Source organism: Cesiribacter sp. SM1, assembly GCF_020178975.1.
Classification (GTDB): domain Bacteria; phylum Bacteroidota; class Bacteroidia; order Cytophagales; family Cyclobacteriaceae; genus Cesiribacter.
The window spans coordinates 1-17,282 of record NZ_JAHXBU010000084.1 but is presented as its reverse complement, the minus strand read 5'-3'; the positions used below and the strand labels follow the sequence as shown (position 1 = coordinate 17,282).

Below are 17,282 nucleotides of genomic sequence, written 5' to 3'. Positions count from 1 at the left end.
GATGAATTGGCGAAGGGCAAGAAGTTAGAGAAGATTTTACGCAGCTCGTAGGTGGATGTAGGGCAGCTTCGTTGCTACGGACAATTCCAACATAGGGTAAACGGTATTCAAAACAATAAAGAATCCATGGGAAGAAACAGTACAATTGATTTTTCACAGACGTTCTATCACGGCACCAAAGCTAATCTAAATGTAGGCGACTTGATCCAAGCTGGCTTCAACTCAAACTACGGCAAAAAGAAAAAGGCGAAATACATTTACCTTACAGCTACCCTGGACGCTGCTATTTGGGGAGCTGAACTTGCCTTGGGTGAAGGGCGTGAAAGGATTTATATAGTTGAGCCAACCGGTTCAATTGAGGACGACCCAAACTTGACGGACAAGAAATTTCCAGGCAATCCAACAAAATCGTACCGTTCTCTGTATCCATTAAAAATTATTGGAGAGGTAACTGCTTGGCAAGGACACTTACCCGAGGAACTCAAAGCAATGAGAAAGCATCTTGAGGAGCTTGAGCGAAAAGGTATTGAGGCAATCGAAGACTAAAACAACGAACTAACAACACTGTATAAGCTTTGGTACATTTGGCCCTTAGCTAATCCCTGTTGTTTGAATACTTACTGCTCGGGGGAACAAACTTGCTACGTAAACTGAACCCGATAGAGGCAGGAAGCCAACTGATTCTATGCCATGTAAAATAGTCTGATACACTTCCTAAATTCAATTGTAGCGCAGATTGATCTTAATATCGGCTGTGGCAATACCACAGCCGACTTACTCACCTAAAAATAGCTTACAAACCCCTTTGAAACCGACCTATATACCAGTAAACCAACCAAGAAAACTGGCAGGCTATGTAAGCTATTTATCTTGTTCCAGACTTAGCTCCGATTGGCAAGTGAAACAGAGCTATCGGTATTTATACAAGGGATTGATCCTTATTTTAGTATTTGAACCTTTTGCTCCTCTCCTCTATCATGCACTTTCACATAGCAAATACCTTTAGCTGCATCCCAACTCCAACTGGATTTATCAAACTCCTGATCAACCGCAGAGAGGAGTTTATCGGCTTTAGTACTATTCACTTTAGCAGCATTTACAAGTACTTTTTTAGGCTTCTCCTGTAGGTACAGCTTTATCAGCAGGTTTCTTTTCCCTTCTGGCGCATATCCCTGTTCTTCACGTTTTGCCACGGTAAACTCATAGCCCTCTTCTTTTGTAAGGCAGCTGAAGATCGTTTTGCAATAAATATTTTGCTGATAGTCATTATTTTCGCCATCATCTTCATAAAGCACGAAGGTAGCCTGCTGGTTGTTAGCAGCCGGGAACACTTCAAGATGTACAGGATACACCGGATTTTGATGGATATACTGCATTATTGGCATCATAGGAATGATTGACCCCTTTTTCACGAAAACAGGAACTACATCCAGGGGAGCATTATAGGTAATCCTGCGCGAACCCTGATAATGGGTTTTCTTATCCGCAAAATCTATCCACTCTCCATCCGGCAGGTAAACTTCTTTGGTAAGGGCACCTTTCTTCACGACCGGTGCCACCAACAGCTCCTTCCCGAACAAGAACTGATGTTCGGCAGCAACTGCTTCCTCATCATCGGAGTACTCCAGTAGCATAGCACGCATCAGGGGCAAACCTGTGTCGTAGGCTTCACGGCCATAGGTGTAGATGTAGGGAAATAACTGGTACTTCAGCTCAATGGCCTTGCGGGCGCTCTTTTCTGCTTCGGGACCAAATAGCCATGGCTCCACTGCATTATTGCCTTCGTGATGTGCGCGGCTTAAGGGGTTGAATACGCCAAATTGTATCCAGCGAGTGTAAAGCGGTGCCAGTGCTTCATAGTCCTCTATGTCTCCACAATAGCCGGAAATATCACACGACCAGAACGGGATAAGCCCCATGCCCGCAGACAAGCTTAAAGGTATCTGGTTAGCCAGCTGGTTCCATCCTGTATTTACATCATAACCATTGCCAGCATCGCCCGACCAGCCAAAGGTGTAACGCTGCAGCCCGGCATAAGCAGCCCTGGTCATCTGGAAAATACGCTGATTGGGATTGTGCTTTTCAAACTGCTCCTTCACTACCTTATCCCAGCTAAGGCCATAGACGTTATGGATTTCGTCGTGCATGCCCAGGTGGTGCTGCATGAACAAGCGATCTGGTGCATCTTCATTACTCCAGGCTGGCTCCCCCATATCAGTCCAGAACCCCTTTACGCCATCGTTCAGAGGCTTTTGCTGATAACGACCCCACCAATCGGCTACGGCTGGTTTGGTAAAGTCAACCACGCCGGCGTTACCGCCCCAGGGCCAGGGCATATCGTAAGAGTTGCCTGTACGAGCATCCAGCGCAAAAAATTGCAGGGAATCTGCTTCCCGCCACTGCTTAACATTTGCCTGGGAGATCACAGGGTCCTGCGAAACAATTACCTTAAACCCATCTTCGGCTAATGCTATAAGCATTCTTTTCGGATCTTCATAATTGCCTTTTCTCCATTCAAAATCCTGCAGATGTTGCGTCCAGCCAATATCCTGGTAAATGATGTCGCAGGGAATATTGCGGTCGCGGTACCCTTTTGCAATTTCGAGAGAAAGATCCTCTCTTGTAAGCAGGCCCCTGCTCTGGGAAAAGCCAAAAGCCCATTTGGGAGGCATGATGGGTTTACCGGTTAACTGGGTGTAGCTTCCAATGATTTCTTTATAGTCCCTGCCAAACATGAAATAGTAAAGCATTTCGCCACCGGGAGCCGAGAAAGAATAGTAGTCGTCTGATGTTTTGCCGAAGTCAAAAACAGTTTTATAAGTATTATCGAAAAAGATCCCATAGTTGTAGTTACTGATAAAAAAGGGAATGCTTTTGTACAGCGGATCTTCTGTAGTGCTGTAGCAAGGCTTATCACTGTTCCACATTTTGTATACCCTTCCACGCCTGTTCAGAGGACCGGCTTTTTCGCCCAGGCCAAAGAACTGCTCATCGGAGCGCAGGCTTTTGTAGGAGGACAGCTGTTCTCCCCTCTGCACAAAGCCTTTTTCCCCATAATCACTTAGCAGCAACTTCTGGTATTTATCAAAAATTTGTAACTGGAAGGGCGCTTTGTTCACCCGAATGCGCAGAAAATCTGTAAAGATCTCAAAGGCCTGTGCCTGCTCCTCTACATGGAGCTGCCCCATCTCTTCCAGCTGTTCGTTGATCACGGCAAAAGATTCGTTCGAACGACTAAATCTACCACTAGGTTCGTACCAAACCTTTACCACACTTTTGCTAAGCAAGGAAAGCTGAACTCCGGCACCTCCTTCGCACCCAAAGGTTACCTTATTGCCTTCAATGGTATAGGTTGAACAGGTACCAGGGCCTTTCTCCTGCTGATTGTTTTGTGCAAAAGCAATGGAGAACCAAAGGCATAGCAGAACAGTAGGTATTGTGTATTTCATGATGGAAAAATTTGTGTTGATTTCATTCAGCACTGTAGAGGTTTAGTTTGTTGAGCTGCGAGTTAACCGGAGGTGTATGAGCCGGAGCGCTTTCCATAGCACATCCTATTCCACTTTCGCCAGCCCTACTGTTTCAAGCTCCTATTCTTTTTAAACCTAATCCTTCTAAATATGGAAGGCAGTAGCAGGCATACACCCGCTATCACCACCCTAAACCACACACTACTTAAGTTTTGTCAGGCGCAGGTAGTCAAGCATGGCTTCATTTACCTCCCCATTCATGTTTTCATTATAAGGTTCTTCGAAAGTCAGAGATAAGGTATGCGTACCCTTCTTAAGTGGTACTACTACAGCGTTGGTAAAGCCCCAGTCAGACCATTCATTCGTACCACGCTGAGGTAACACAAGTGTGCCGATCACTTCATTACCCTGCTTCAGAGTACGAATGGCCGCCTTATTTTCCGTGTTGATAGGGCCATTGCCATTGGCATAGCGAAAGTCAATTGCATAGAGACCATCTTCAGGAATAGTGATAGACATGGGCAGCTGCCTGTTCTTATTTTTGCTCACCTCCACAAATCCCTCTCCAGAGAAACCTTTGTATGGCTGCGCGGCTTTGCCAGTCACAGTTTCCAGCTCATATACCAGTCTGGTATTGACAGGTACTACTTCTACAGGTTCACTTGCAAATGACTCCACCCCCTGTTGATCTACTGCGATTACCTGGTATTCTCCATAAACGTCTTTTGATACAGCCGACTGGTTAGATGTAGTTTGAGTAATCCTCTTCCCGTTTTTCAGGACTAAGTACTGAACAGCTCCTGAAACAGGCCGCCAGCTAAGTCCATCAGCAGCCAGGGTTACTTTAGGAACCTCCGGAGAAACATAGTGTGTCTGTTTATTAATTCCACTTTGTCCACTTACCTTATCAGCAAGAATAATCCTGATTTGATGAACCCCCTCCAGATTGCCCGTGATTGTTGCATCCGGCAGTTCTTTTCCATCCAGGGTAATAGAACGAATGCTGTTCCCCCAGCCTTCCAGTTCGATATCCAACACGGCATTGCGGTACCTGAAATTCGAGAGCTGATGCCGGCCTTTATATGCTTGTGGCACAAAAGGTGCAAAGCGAAGCTGATCCGCTTGAAAGTCCATGCCGAAGAATACCTTATATACCATGCCGATATTGCCTGCCACACTCCAGAGCTGTCGATCGGAGTTAATCTGGGTACCGGCGAAATCTCCGGTGCTGGCCACAAAGTTTTCCTTATTAGTAAGGAAAAGGGCAGCAGGCCGGTAAATGGCCGCAAGGCTTTCAGTAAGTGCCGCTTCATTACCTGTTTTAGCGGCAGCCAGTGACCAGAAGGCCTGTACAAAGGGCCACACCCCGTTGTTGTGGTAAGGTGGTATGTTGGGAATTTGCGGGTAGATACAAGGGATTCCCCATTCAGTCACCGGCGTATTCTCTACAATTTGCTGCTGACGCGATGCGTCTGCCACATCAAATAATACACTTAAAGCCTCGCCTAGGGCTTCGGCACGTGGCGAAAGGGTCTTGAAGTTTCTGCCGTAGAGGTACTGGCCATAATAGCCTTTATCGTCCTGCCAGAGGTGTTTATTCATCCCCTCTTTTATTTTGGCTGCTACCGCTTCATGCTTAGCAGCCGTGATATCCACACGCATGGCTGCTGCCATCTGGGCAAGCACTTTATTAGCCCCATAATGCACAGCGTTGGTACCAAGCGTTTCAGATTCGTATATATCAACTGGCTGCATCCAGTCAGGATAGGTTTGCTCACGCCAGTCCAGAAAGCTCGACTCCCCCTTCACCAGTCCAGTCTCCGGGTTGTAGGCATTCCTAAAGTCATCCTCCAGGGAATTTTTGATGATCTGATAGCTTTGCGCCAGCCAGTCCTCGTCGCCTGTAGCTTTGTAGATCTCCCAGGCCGCCAATGCCCATACAATACGGTCGGTAGAAACCGGGTAGGCGCCTCCCGTGCCGGTATCCTGAATGATCCTACCCCCTTTGACCTTACGCATGAGGCTGTTCTGCGAGACCCTGGGTTGCAGATTAGCCATTCCCAGTATAATGCTGTAGCTGATATCCCGTGTCCAAACCCCTGCCCACTCCTTGCCGGTGCGAAAGGTACTGTCAGCTTCGATATCGAGCAGCATTTCTTCCAGCGACATATTGTATAGCGCATTCACCAGGGGATAAGGAGAGCTGTACCTGGGTAAGGAGGAGATATCGCTGGAGAGCTTCCAGTGCACTGCTGTAGATTTTTTCTGGTCAGGTGCATTCATGGGCAGTGTGAGTTCATAGATCCTGTCCCCATCCGGATCTTTCATCTCCAGCTGCGGAAAGTTGGCCAGGTTGTCGAAATCCCACACCATCGGAGCGGTACCACCTGCGACATAAACACCCTTGAAATCTTCCTCATATATTTTTTCACCGCTGTGGGTCCGGTAAAAGCCCTGCTTGCTAAAGGCGTCAAAAACATGGCGCATATCGAGCCGGATGGTCAGGGGGGTATTTTGCTCCAGGTAGGTACCTGCAGGCACCTGCGTGGTGTCTTTAAACTGCTGCCCAAATTTAATCAGCGGTGTCTGACATCCACTCTCCCCGGCAAAGCAGCTGAAATGATGATCCTGTCCGGAGGGCATCTCATTGTCCTTGCCATTGATGCTGAATTTGAAATCTATCCTGGGAGAGACGTACTTGTTAGCCTGGCTCTGGTAGCTGGAAGTCATCTCCGTACCTGAAATGGCCTGTGCATCAAATCCCTCCTGCACGACACGATCCGGGTAGATCGCATATTCTGTTGAAGACCAGAGCGGCTGCCCCTGCGTCCTGTCACTTTCCTGCGGCGGCTGGCAGCACGCTAAAACACCCAGACAGGAGGAGACGAGGATGCTTATTTTAAGATTGTCAAAAACATTTTTCATAAAGTATAACATGTTTGTGGCTGCATCGAAGAGTTCTCCCCTCCTGATTTAGCTATCTGTAAGTCCCCAGCAGGTTCTGGCTAGGGTTTAACTGCCAGTAAAAGCTTTATACTGCTTCCACCGACAGTGAGACCATGATCATCAATTCATGTATGTTTTGCCAAAAGAACTACTGCTTTACGGCATTCATGGTGCCGGCAGCCAGATCTATGGTAATTGAATAGTTCCCCGCGCTGGAGTCGGTTACCCGCCACTTGTTGTCCGGCCCATCACAGCCTTGTGTTGTAATATAGGCCCCATTGGTGATCGCCTGGTCTGCTGTAGCTGAGTTGATCCACTCACCACCACACCAGCCACCTTTAAACTTGGAAATTTTCAATTCACCAGGGGTAAGTGGACCTGTGTAGGTGTAAATGCTGCCGTTCTTTGTCATGGGTGCTGGCGTGTCAATATTCCAGCCGTTAGGGCCGGCATCACCCACCAGGTACAGGTTTACAGGCTCGATAGCTATGGTCAAATTGTTCAGGTTGATGGTCACTTTATAATAGCCGGTCTCAGCTACTTTCCATTTATTGTCAGGATCTCCGGCAGAGAGTTCTACGGCTGTATGTGTGATGGGCGCATCTGCTACGGTAGGCCTGTAGAACAAAGCTCCCCAGTCTTTTGCCGTGGCTATTTTCAGCTCTCCATCTGCCATCAGCATCCCTGTGTAGGTAAAGATGAATGGATCTGCCTCGCTCTGTACCAGTGGGGCTGCATTATCCAGATCCCAGCCATTGGGCATGGCGCTGCCTACTCCCCAAAGCTGGGTGTAAGGAGGCCCTTCCATCTGTTCCGTTAGTACAGTCAGGTCAGAGAGATTTGCAGTGACCTTATATAAGCCACCCTCTTCTATTCTGAACTTATCATCAGGCTGATCATCTGATGTACGATACACTAAGGCGTTGTTACCGGCACCTTTGTTATAGGAAGGCAGAAACTGTCCCCTGGTGGTTATGAATTTGTACTCCCCGGGCACCAGCTGCACCTGTGTGCGGAAAATGGTAGGGTCGTTCTCATCTACTGTAAGTTCAGTAGCATTATCTGCACTCCAGCCCCCGGGTGTTGCATCTCCTATCATGTACAGTGTTACTGTTACCTCCTCATATGGGGTTAGTGCTACGGTAACAGGGTTGGAAAACTCGGGCGCTAGTTCGGTTCCTAACACTACAGCCTTAATACGCGCCTGTAGCGTTCCCTGCTGATGGGGTTGCATCTGTAGCTGTTCTTTCACAAATGCATTCAGATCAGACACTTTGAAGGATGTTGTGTATTTGCCTTTGCCAACGTTGATTTCCACGGGGCTTTCGAAAGTCCCGCCAGCTCCGTCAATTTGCAGCACATAATCAATGCCTGCGTTGGTACCCTGATTAGAACCGGGGGTCCAGCTGAACGACAGCGCTGTCTGGCTTGCCTGGCTCTGCTTTAGCTGGAGGCTTTCCGCAGATGCCGTAAGCGCAGGTGTTCTGTTCAGCACCGGTACTGTAATCTCATCCTCCTCGCAAGCGGAGAACAGCACCAGGAGGGCCGCCATCAGGTACAGCATTTTGCTTAAAGCATACTGTACGTTTAAGCTCTTTACTATACTGTAAACTTTATTTTTCATAGTATCTAACTGATTGGTTCATGTTGCTAACTGGTTTTCAGAGCCATGGAAAGGGGGAATGATCTATTGCTTGTTCAATATTCTACCACTATCATATCCCAGAATTGCAGAGAAGGAAGTGTAAACGTTACCCTGTTGCCGGTTTGTGTAAACGGCAGTTCGGTAGAAGCACCCCCATTGAAATCCGGAGAGGCAAACCACAGCTTCCGCACCTGCCCGTCTGCTGTTAAATTCAGCCCTACATCTTTTACTGCTTGCGGATAAGCCTGTGTTCCTGTATTATCCCGCCAGTTAAGGGTGGTGGCATTTGTAAAGTTTAGCAGATGTATTACCTGCCGGTTTCCCACCCTCTTTCCCACCACCGAAACCTGTCCCAGTTGTGGCGGCCACTGGTTCAGGCTGATCTGACCGAAGTTGCTAATGGGCGGATTGTTGAAAGTACCGCCATCGCGCAGCAGGTTCTGATAAGCCACCATAAAATCATAGTAGTTCGTCAGGGCTTTCTTCAGATCTTCCTTCATAGAGAGGTTGCTGTTCGGGAAATATTCCTTGCCCAGCATGTGCTCTCCCAGCTCCAGATGAGCACCACCAAAGGCAAAAATCACCGCATCAGTCAGCAGTACAGCTGGTGTATTGAAATAACCTGCATTGTTGGCAAGATCATAATTCATATAGGCCGCCAGCACTGTGTTTTTGGTGTTATTACTGAAGGTGTTATTGTCCTTGATGATGTTCCCTAAATCTGCAAATCCATCGTAAGGGCTCCATACTTCGGTGTACAGAAAGTCTGTTGGTGCCTGGGCAATACCCTCCTGACCATACTGGCTCACTGCATTCATCACATGGTACTTTTCCGGTGCCGCTGCCTTTACTGCCTCAATAAGTGGCTGGTAGGTAGCTGCCAGGTCTACCGATGCCCCCTCCCAGGTATAAAGAGGGGTGTTGCGATTCCCCAGCTGGTCCATATGGAAACCATCAAAGGGCAGTGCTTCGTACACTTTTTTGTTTTCGCCTGCCAGGTATTGCTGCCAGGCAGGATTAGCAGGATTCAGCAGAAAAATATCGCTAATAAAAGGTGGTTGCGGCAGCGGATGCTTGTCCTTGCTATCCCTGTTGGCATCTTTATAAAGGTACCATTCAGCTGCTACTCCTGCCTGTGCGGCATTATCCAGCGCACCGAAAACAAGGTTATACTGCATGGCCTCTATATTCCTGCTATGTGCCGCATCAATGTATTTCTGTATTGTAGCAAAATAGATATCGCGGTTGATGATGTCCTGATAGATCGGCACAGGGTTCTGCGGCGTACCTGCCAGCGGCTGGTGGTGCTTATAATGCCAGTCATAGAACTGCAGTCCATTGATGTGGTAGCGGTTTAGGTTATCTATAACAGCCCCAACGCTTTGCTCGCTCATATCAGGAAACTTTGAAAGAAATCCGTAGCGGGGAAATTTGGTCCAGTTGGAGGAAACATCAATCCCAATACTTGCCAGTATCTGCTCCTGACCATCCACCTTCTGGTATACTTCTGCCATGTAGCCCTTAAAATCATCGGCAGGAGGCGTCCATTGCCAGCTGCTGCCATTCAGGCCGGACTCCCCTACCACACTATTCAGGTACTTGTATCTTACCATGGCACCAGTAGGAGCACTTGGGTTAATGGTAAACAACACTTCCTGGCCCGGATGATAGCGTGCCTGATCTGTTTGAATACTAAGCTTTGTTGCAGCAGGCGTACCACCTGGTGTTTGGGGTGCTACAGCATCTTTTTTACAGCCGGTAAATACCAGCCATAACAGCATAAAGGCACCTATGTATCTTATCTTCATTTCAATTTTATTTATAAAAGAGGAGTTATAGAGCTTCAGGATCTCTGAATCCTGAAGCATCCTGTTTCTTCCCTCAAATCAATAGCCTGGGTTTTGGCTTAGGTTAGGGTTTGTATCCCGCTCCTTCTGTGGAATTGGGAACAGCAGATGATTTTCTGTGGCATTCAGCCTGCCGATGGAGTGCAGGAAGTTTATGCCATACTGCCCTCCATTTACCCGGATAAGGTCAAACCAGCGCTGTCCTTCAAACGCCAGCTCCATCCGGCGCTCATGCAATACCTTTTCCCGGAATTCATTTTGGGAGAGGCCGCTCACATCTGGAAGACCTGCCCTATTGCGCACCTCATTTAGTGGGGCTTCCGCTTCTGCAGTTCTGCCCAGTTCGTTCAGCGCTTCTGCTTTCATCAGCAGTATGTCGGCATAGCGCAGCACCGGAAAATTCAGGGGACTGGCGTCATAAGATTCGGCCACAGACATGGGCACCAGGAACTTGCGTAGGTTGTAACCAGTCATGGAATAAGAAGCTTTGTACTCTTTTCCATCAAAGGTAGGACCTCCTTCATAGAGCACAGTCGCATCTTTACGCAGGTCGCCTTCTTCATAAGCATCTACAAACTCCTGCGTTGGCTGATTCCAGCCAAATCCACCTGCCACCATATTGGCATTGCGCGGACCAGTAAAAGGGCTTATCCAGGAAGCTTGGTTCTCATTGCTCCAGAAATCTTCACTGGTTTTACCAACATATTGCACCTCAAACAGCGATTCCTGGTCATTTTCGTTGGTAGGATTGAAATTATCTGCGTAAGTATCGTTTAGGGCATATCCCAGCGACTCTACCTGGTTGGCTAAATCCAGCACCTCCTGCCAATTGCCCAAGGTAAGGTGTACTTTAGCCAGCATCCCTGCAGCAGCGCCCTTAGAGGCCCGGCCAACATCTGCACCCGTATATTGGGATTTTGGAGGAAGCAGATCTATGGCATCTGTTAGGTCACTAATGATGAGATTGTACACTTCCTCTTTAGAGGTACGTGCCGGCCGCAGATCATCTCCGGGACTTTGCGGTGTAGTGATCAGTGGTACATCCCCAAAAAAACGTACCAGAATGAAGTAATAATGTGCTCTTAAAAACTTGGCCTCACCAATGATCCGGTTTTTAAGATCTTCGTCTATGGGCATGCCTGGCACCTGCTCCAGGATGATGTTAGTACGAAGGATACCGGGCGCTGGGCCACGCCATAAATCCAGCACCCCGGGATTGTCGCTGGTGGTGACAAAGTTGGCATTATCCTGTGTCTCCCGTCCATCATCACCGCCGCCGGCACCAACAATGCTGTTACCGGCCATAATATCGGTGGTCCACATGCGCATGTTGTACAGCTTAGGCCATTGGAGGGGCTGGTAAGCTCCATTGATGGCTGCAATGGCATCTGCTTCTGTCTGGAAGAAGTTGGAGGTGTTGATGGTATCCAGGGGTGCTTTATCCAGAAAATCCTCGCAACCCATGAGTGCTACCGCCAGTGCCAGTGTTTTTATATATTTTTTGATAGTATTCATGACAGTTTCTTCATTATGTGATTAAAAGCCAAGATTTACGCCAACGCTGATCGTCCTCATCATCGGGTACAAATTCAGGTCAATACCATTTACCGGCACCTCCGGATCAATTCCCTGGTAATTGGTGAAGGTGAAGAGGTTTTGTGCAGAGGCATACACCCTTGCTGTAGAAAGCTTAGCACGCTGAATCAGGCTGGTGGGGAGCGTATAGCCAAAGGTTACGTTTTTGATACGCAGGTAAGAACCATCTTCGATGTAACGGTTAGAGGCACGTGTATTTTTGTTCGGATCGTTGAATACAGCACGCGGCATGCTGTTGCTGGTACCTTGGCCTGTCCAGCGGTTCATGGTCTCCAGTGTCTGGTTTTGCGCTACGGCCATGCCTTCAGACCAGATGCGGTTAGCATTAAAGATCTTATTTCCGTAAACGCCCTGCAGGAAAACACCCAGATCAAATCCCCTGAAGGTAAAGTTATTGTTCATACCAAAGATGAAGGCAGGATTCGGGTTTCCCAGGAAGGTACGGTCCTCATCGTTGATAACACCATCGTTGTTCATGTCGAGAAAGCGAATATCACCGGCAGAGGTGCGATTATAAGGATCGGCACCCGGCACCTGAATAGCATAGTTCTCTACCTCCTCCTCTGTCTGAAACAAGCCATTGGTTACATAGCCATAGAACTCATTGATGGGGCGTCCGGCCTGTATGCGGGCAAGGTTATAGTTGAATCCTATGCCACCGGTTGACATTGGAACAGTATCGTTGAGGCTGATTACCTTATTCTTGTTGTAGGATATATTAAAATCTGTGTTCCATGCAAGCTTGCCGGTGGTATTAACCGTCCTAACCGCTAGCTCTATGCCTTTATTCTGTATTTTACCGGCGTTGATGGAAGGCACAAACACATCAGAATATCCTGTAGAAACAGGCACTGCCATTGGAACAAGCATATCATCTGTGTTCTTGATATAACCATCCAGGGTAAGCTCCAGCCTGTTTTTAAAAAACGATGCGTCTATACCAACATTCATCTGTTCTACGGTTTCCCATTGCACAAAAGGGTTAGGCATTACTACCGGAACCACTGCAGGCACAATGGTATTGTTAAAGTTGTACTGGATTGTATTTAGTGCAGAGGCAAAGTTGTAGTTGCCAATTTCCTGGTTACCTGTAATGCCATATCCTGCTCTTAATTTCAGATCATTGACAAACTGCAGATCTTCCAGGAAATCCTCTTCAGAGATCCGCCAGGCAACAGAACCGGATGGGAACATACCCCACTTATTGCCTTCACCAAACCTGGAAGAACCATCTCTGCGAAGGGTGGCGGTTAAGAGGTACTTATCCTGGTATGCATAGTTAATACGCCCCATGAAGGAGAGTAGTGACCATTCCGATGCACTGCCGTTAATGGTAGGCTGAATAGTACCATTGCCTAGTTGCTGTGTATTGTCGCTGGCAAAACCTTTTACAGATGCATTCATGAAATCGAAGCGGTTGCTCTGCGCGCTTGTACCAATCAGGGCTGTGATATGGTGTACATCATTGAAGTAGGTATCGTAGGTAAGGGTATTATCCCACAGCCAGGTAATGCTTTTATTGCTTTGCTGAAACAGGAATGATTCCGGCTCTGGTGTTGGCTGCCAGTTGTATTTAGGTGACCAAGTGCGGGAATCCCATAGGTTCGCCTGCAAGCCAGCGTTGCTTCTGAACTTTAAGTTATCCAGGATATCCAGTTCACCATAAATGGAGCCAATCAGGTTGTAGCCTTTCGTGGCATTATCTACCAACCTGGCCTCTCCGATTGGGTTCCTGATGTCTCCTGCCCACGAGGGCTGGGCGGTTGGTCCGGCGTAGGTACCATCTGCATTAAAGATGGGTTGCGTTGGCAATGCCGCCATAGCATTCCGGATGCTGTAGCTACCATTTTCTTTAATATCATGGTTTAAGGTGAGGTTATTGCCAAATTTCAGGCGGTCAAATACACGGGTATCTGTATTCAGCTGTAAAGTATATCGTCTATAGCCAGTTTCAATCACGATTCCTTCCTGATCGAATACATTGCCGGACACATAAAAATTAGATTTTTTGCCACCCCCGGAGTAGGAAACAGAATAGCTTTGCATAGGTGCCGTCTGCAGTAGTTCATCCAGCCATTTGGTGCCTTCGCTCAGGGATGAAGGATCAGCAAACGCAGGATTCTGCTCAAGCCCGTTATTTTCCATCATCTCATTATGCAGGGCTGCAAACTGTGCTGCATTCAGCATGTCGTAGGTGCCGGTTGCCTGCTGAATACCTCTGTACACATCTATGGTCAGCTGGCCTTTGTCAGAGCTTCCTCTTTTAGTGGTAACTATCACTACACCGTTTGCACCCCTGGAGCCATAAATAGCTGCGGCAGAGGCATCCTTCAGGATTTCTATAGAAGCAATATCATTTGGGTTCAACTGGTTGAGTCCTGACTGTGTGGGCACGCCATCAATCACAAGCAGTGGATTACTGTTGTTGATGGTGCCTGTACCCCTTATCCGGAACGTGGCGTCGCTGCCTGGTGCACCGGTCGATACCACCTGCACCCCCGAAGACCGCCCCTGCAAGGCATCGCTGATGCTGGGCACCGGCAGTGATTTAAGTTCATCTCCTTTTACTGATGAGATAGAACCCGTTACGTCTTTCTTTTCCTGCGTGCCGTAGCCAATCACGACTACTTCGCCCAAAGTTTCCAGATCAGGATATAACTGCACATTTATAACTGACTGGTTTCCGATTGCTACCTCTTCTTGTACATATCCCAGGAAGGAGATAAGGATTGTTCCGTTCTTATAGTCCTCAGGAACACTTAGCAGGTAATTCCCATCCAGGTCGGTTACGGCACCCACATTTGCGGCTTCTTTCAACCGTACAGCAGCACCTATCAAGCCTTCTCCATTTTCATCTGTTACAGTACCCCTGATGGTTGTGTTTTGCGCCCACAGGGGAAGGGCGCCCAGCAGTAAAGCCAGGAACAAGGTAAAGGTCAGGACGACGGTTCGGGAGTAGGCCTGGTGTACCACTTGCCGAACCCACCAGGGAAGCTCCTGCTGTAAAATTCTGGGTATAGATCTGTTCATACTGTATAAGAGATTGGTTTTGATCTTTCTGGTGTAGGGAGGCATGCTCCTTCTGTATTTCACTGCATAAGCAGCGGCCAAGTACAGAGGCTCCTCCTCAAACGGTTTACATGCCATTGCAAACGATTGAATCAAAACTGGTAAGATTCCGGCGCAACATCAATTTGAGGAAATAGAAAAGTAAATAAAACAGAGCCAGAGAAAGATCAAAAAGCCTTATTCTGCCGTTCCAGGGAGGTTTTGCCACTTACAGCAGGTAACTGAAAAAGTAAACAGTTTTGCTTGTTTTCGCAGCTGTATGGCAGTCTGGATGAGGTCAACAACAGCAAAAGAATGCCTTAACCACTATATATTTCCGCACCTCCACAGCCAGTAGAAGTTTGCTCAGGAAGGCATCGATTGGAGAAAAAGTCCAGAGCAATAGGTACAATATAACTTAACAAGCCTTAATGATCTGCTTTCAAAAAACTAAAAAAGCGGCTTCAGAGGGGGGAGAAAATATGCGGGTACTACAGGAGAAATTTGAAGATTAGAAGGCTTTGATATCCATGATCTTCTGCTCAAACTCTTCATTTAAGAGCAGCGACTTGTTCTTCACCTTAGTTTTGTAATTATATACGGTCCTTACTGAATATTCCAGGATCTTTGCTATCTGCTCATGGTCCTGAATGCCCATCCTGATCAGGGCAAAGATTCTTAATTCTATACTTAGTGTCTGATCATCTTCGAGCTTAAATCTGTCTTCTTCCCTGAAATAAGAGTTATAAATAGGAATAAAGTTAGGAAACAGCTTCAGGAACATCTTATCAAAGCCATGGTAGAGGTTCTCCCGCTCCTTCTTCAGATTGATGGAATCCATCACGTGACTGATCTCATCGTATTTCCTTGACATTAGCTTTCTGTGGACGCCCTGCTTTAGCATGCTTATCTTTTCAAGATAGTCTGTATAAATGTTAAAGGAATAGCTAAAATATTCTTCTTTGATTTTATTTGCTTCCAGCAACTTTTCGTTTGTTTCATGGAGAGCAGCATTAGTTTCATGTAGTTCAGCATTTACCTTCTGCAGGCTAGCGTTTGCTTCTGATACAACGCTTTGTGTGTGCCGCAGCTTTTTAAATTGTTTGTAAATGATGAGGGCAAATACCACAACCAGCAGCGAAAGGACCGATACAGCAATAGCATACATCAACAGGCGGCTTCGCTGGCTTTCTACCGTTGCAAGCCGCTCCCCTTCTATAACTGGCAAAATTGCAGCCACTTGAATTTTTCTCTGTTTGGCGCCATAAAAATCAGCATCTCTCAAAGCCTGCTTGATATATTCATAAGCTCTTGCTTCTTCGCCATTATTATAGAGGTACTCAGCCAGTGTCATAAGTGCAACACCTTCTTTTACAGAGGCTTTTGCATCTGCAATTGCCGCTCTGGCCATCATTTCTATACCCTTTTCTTTATCTCCCTTTCTGTAATAGATATTACCGAGCGAGTTTGCCGCCATGGCATATTGATTGAGGGAAGGGTTGAATTTCTCCAGAATCGTCTGGAAATCAGTTTTTGCTTTATCAGGCTCCTGAGCAACCTCATGCTTCATGGCTCTTAATGTATAAAAACGCTGGTTATCAGTGCTAAGGAGTACCAGAGCGGAATCCACATATTGCTCTCCGGTTTTGATATAACGGGGTGAAAAATAGGGATCCTGTGTGTAGCCCGACAGGTCATAATAGGCACGGGCCATCAGAGCATAATAGTCAAGTTTAATGCTATCTGGCAAACCCACAGGGTTAACAGTGGTTAGGGAATCCATCGCCTCCTTATACATCCCTGAAGAAAGCAGCGTATGGCTTAATCTTAACTTGGCATAAGCTGCCCTGACGGTATCATTGAGCTGCGCTGCCAGCTGCTGAAGTGTAACAGCATTGGCAAAGGCTTCATCGTATTTGAAGGTTCTGTGTTCCTCATGGAGTTGTTGATAAACAGCGAACTGCTCCTGCAGGGAAAGTTTATCTCTCTGTAGTCTGCTCCTGATCTGCTCAATCTTATCCTGCTTTTCATCCATGTAGATTTCCCTGTTTTCAACCAGCCTGCTTAGCTCCTGGAGCAGGCTGTCTGTTGGTGAGGCATACAAGGCAGCAGGTATATTCGCAAAGAACAGGAGGATTAACAAAATCCCTTTGTGGTTCATTTTTTTAAGTTCATTAAACTTGTGAATTCTGTAAATTAGCTCTATTTGAAATCTTCTCAAAGTCTAAGCTTTATTAGTGGAATTGCCATTGATTTTCACTTTTCATAGTACAAATAGCAGTGCTTATAGACCGTAATCAATTCCTTTATCAATTCCTCCCATCTTAAATTTTACTAAATTGGGCTTACCCTATAGCAACTGTTTTTTTTGTCGTTGAAAACATGAAGTACTTTTTTGCATCCCTCGTTTGTCTTTTATTCTTCTCGCAAACCTATGCCCAATCACCTATGAGAATAGCAATAGCAGGTTTAAGTCATGGTCATGTAGACTGGTTTTTTAACCGCTCCGGTAAGAGTGACAATGTTCTGGTAGGAATTTATGAGACTGATCAGGCGCTGGCGAACAAGTATGCCAAGCGATACAACATTGACCAGAAGCTGTTTTTTAACAACCTGAACAAGATGCTGGATGAGGTAAAGCCAGAGGCTGTTTCTGCCTTTGGTGCCATCAGTGATCATATTGCAATTGTCAGGGCCTGTGCGCCCAGGAAAATACACGTGATGGTAGAA

The 17,282-nt window shown here is 46.9% G+C and carries 9 protein-coding genes; 2 read left to right on the top strand and 7 right to left on the bottom strand.

What is annotated here, in order from left to right; all coding sequences use genetic code 11:
- Nucleotides 1–126 precede the first annotated feature (126 nt).
- On the top strand, nt 127–546 hold the full coding sequence (gene arr, locus KWJ01_RS13645; RefSeq protein WP_224997061.1) for an NAD(+)--rifampin ADP-ribosyltransferase: 420 nt from the start codon (nt 127–129) through the stop codon (nt 544–546).
- A 392-nt stretch (nt 547–938) separates the two neighbouring features.
- Here the strand turns inward: arr and KWJ01_RS13640 are convergent, their stop codons facing one another.
- The 7 genes from KWJ01_RS13640 to KWJ01_RS13610 all read right to left on the bottom strand — a co-directional run bounded on the left by KWJ01_RS13640 (nt 939) and on the right by KWJ01_RS13610 (nt 16,713).
- The gene (locus tag KWJ01_RS13640) at nt 939–3,449 is read right to left on the bottom strand and encodes a glycoside hydrolase family 31 protein (protein WP_224997059.1); all 2,511 of its coding nucleotides are present in this window, start codon (nt 3,447–3,449) and stop codon (nt 939–941) included.
- 222 nt (nt 3,450–3,671) lie between these two features.
- Nucleotides 3,672–6,395, bottom strand: a complete 2,724-nt coding sequence (locus KWJ01_RS13635; RefSeq protein ID WP_224997057.1) for a glycogen debranching protein — start codon at nt 6,393–6,395, stop codon at nt 3,672–3,674.
- 169 nt (nt 6,396–6,564) lie between these two features.
- Nucleotides 6,565–8,040, bottom strand: a complete 1,476-nt coding sequence (locus tag KWJ01_RS13630) for a SusF/SusE family outer membrane protein (protein WP_224997055.1) — start codon at nt 8,038–8,040, stop codon at nt 6,565–6,567.
- Between the two features lie 74 nt (nt 8,041–8,114).
- Nucleotides 8,115–9,869 (bottom strand): glycoside hydrolase family 66 protein, encoded by a 1,755-nt coding sequence (locus tag KWJ01_RS13625; RefSeq protein WP_224997053.1) that lies wholly within the window; start codon nt 9,867–9,869, stop codon nt 8,115–8,117.
- Nucleotides 9,870–9,947: 78 nt separating this feature from the next.
- Complete coding sequence (locus KWJ01_RS13620) at nt 9,948–11,423, bottom strand: RagB/SusD family nutrient uptake outer membrane protein (protein WP_224997052.1); 1,476 nt, start codon at nt 11,421–11,423, stop codon at nt 9,948–9,950.
- Between the two features lie 21 nt (nt 11,424–11,444).
- The gene (locus KWJ01_RS13615; RefSeq protein WP_224997050.1) at nt 11,445–14,534 is read right to left on the bottom strand and encodes a TonB-dependent receptor; all 3,090 of its coding nucleotides are present in this window, start codon (nt 14,532–14,534) and stop codon (nt 11,445–11,447) included.
- Nucleotides 14,535–15,063: 529 nt separating this feature from the next.
- Complete coding sequence (locus KWJ01_RS13610; RefSeq protein ID WP_224997048.1) at nt 15,064–16,713, bottom strand: DUF6377 domain-containing protein; 1,650 nt, start codon at nt 16,711–16,713, stop codon at nt 15,064–15,066.
- Between the two features lie 287 nt (nt 16,714–17,000).
- Between KWJ01_RS13610 and KWJ01_RS13605 the strand changes: the two genes are divergently transcribed.
- A partial coding sequence (locus tag KWJ01_RS13605) for a Gfo/Idh/MocA family oxidoreductase (RefSeq protein WP_224997046.1) occupies nt 17,001–17,282 on the top strand: 282 nt, incomplete at its 3' end.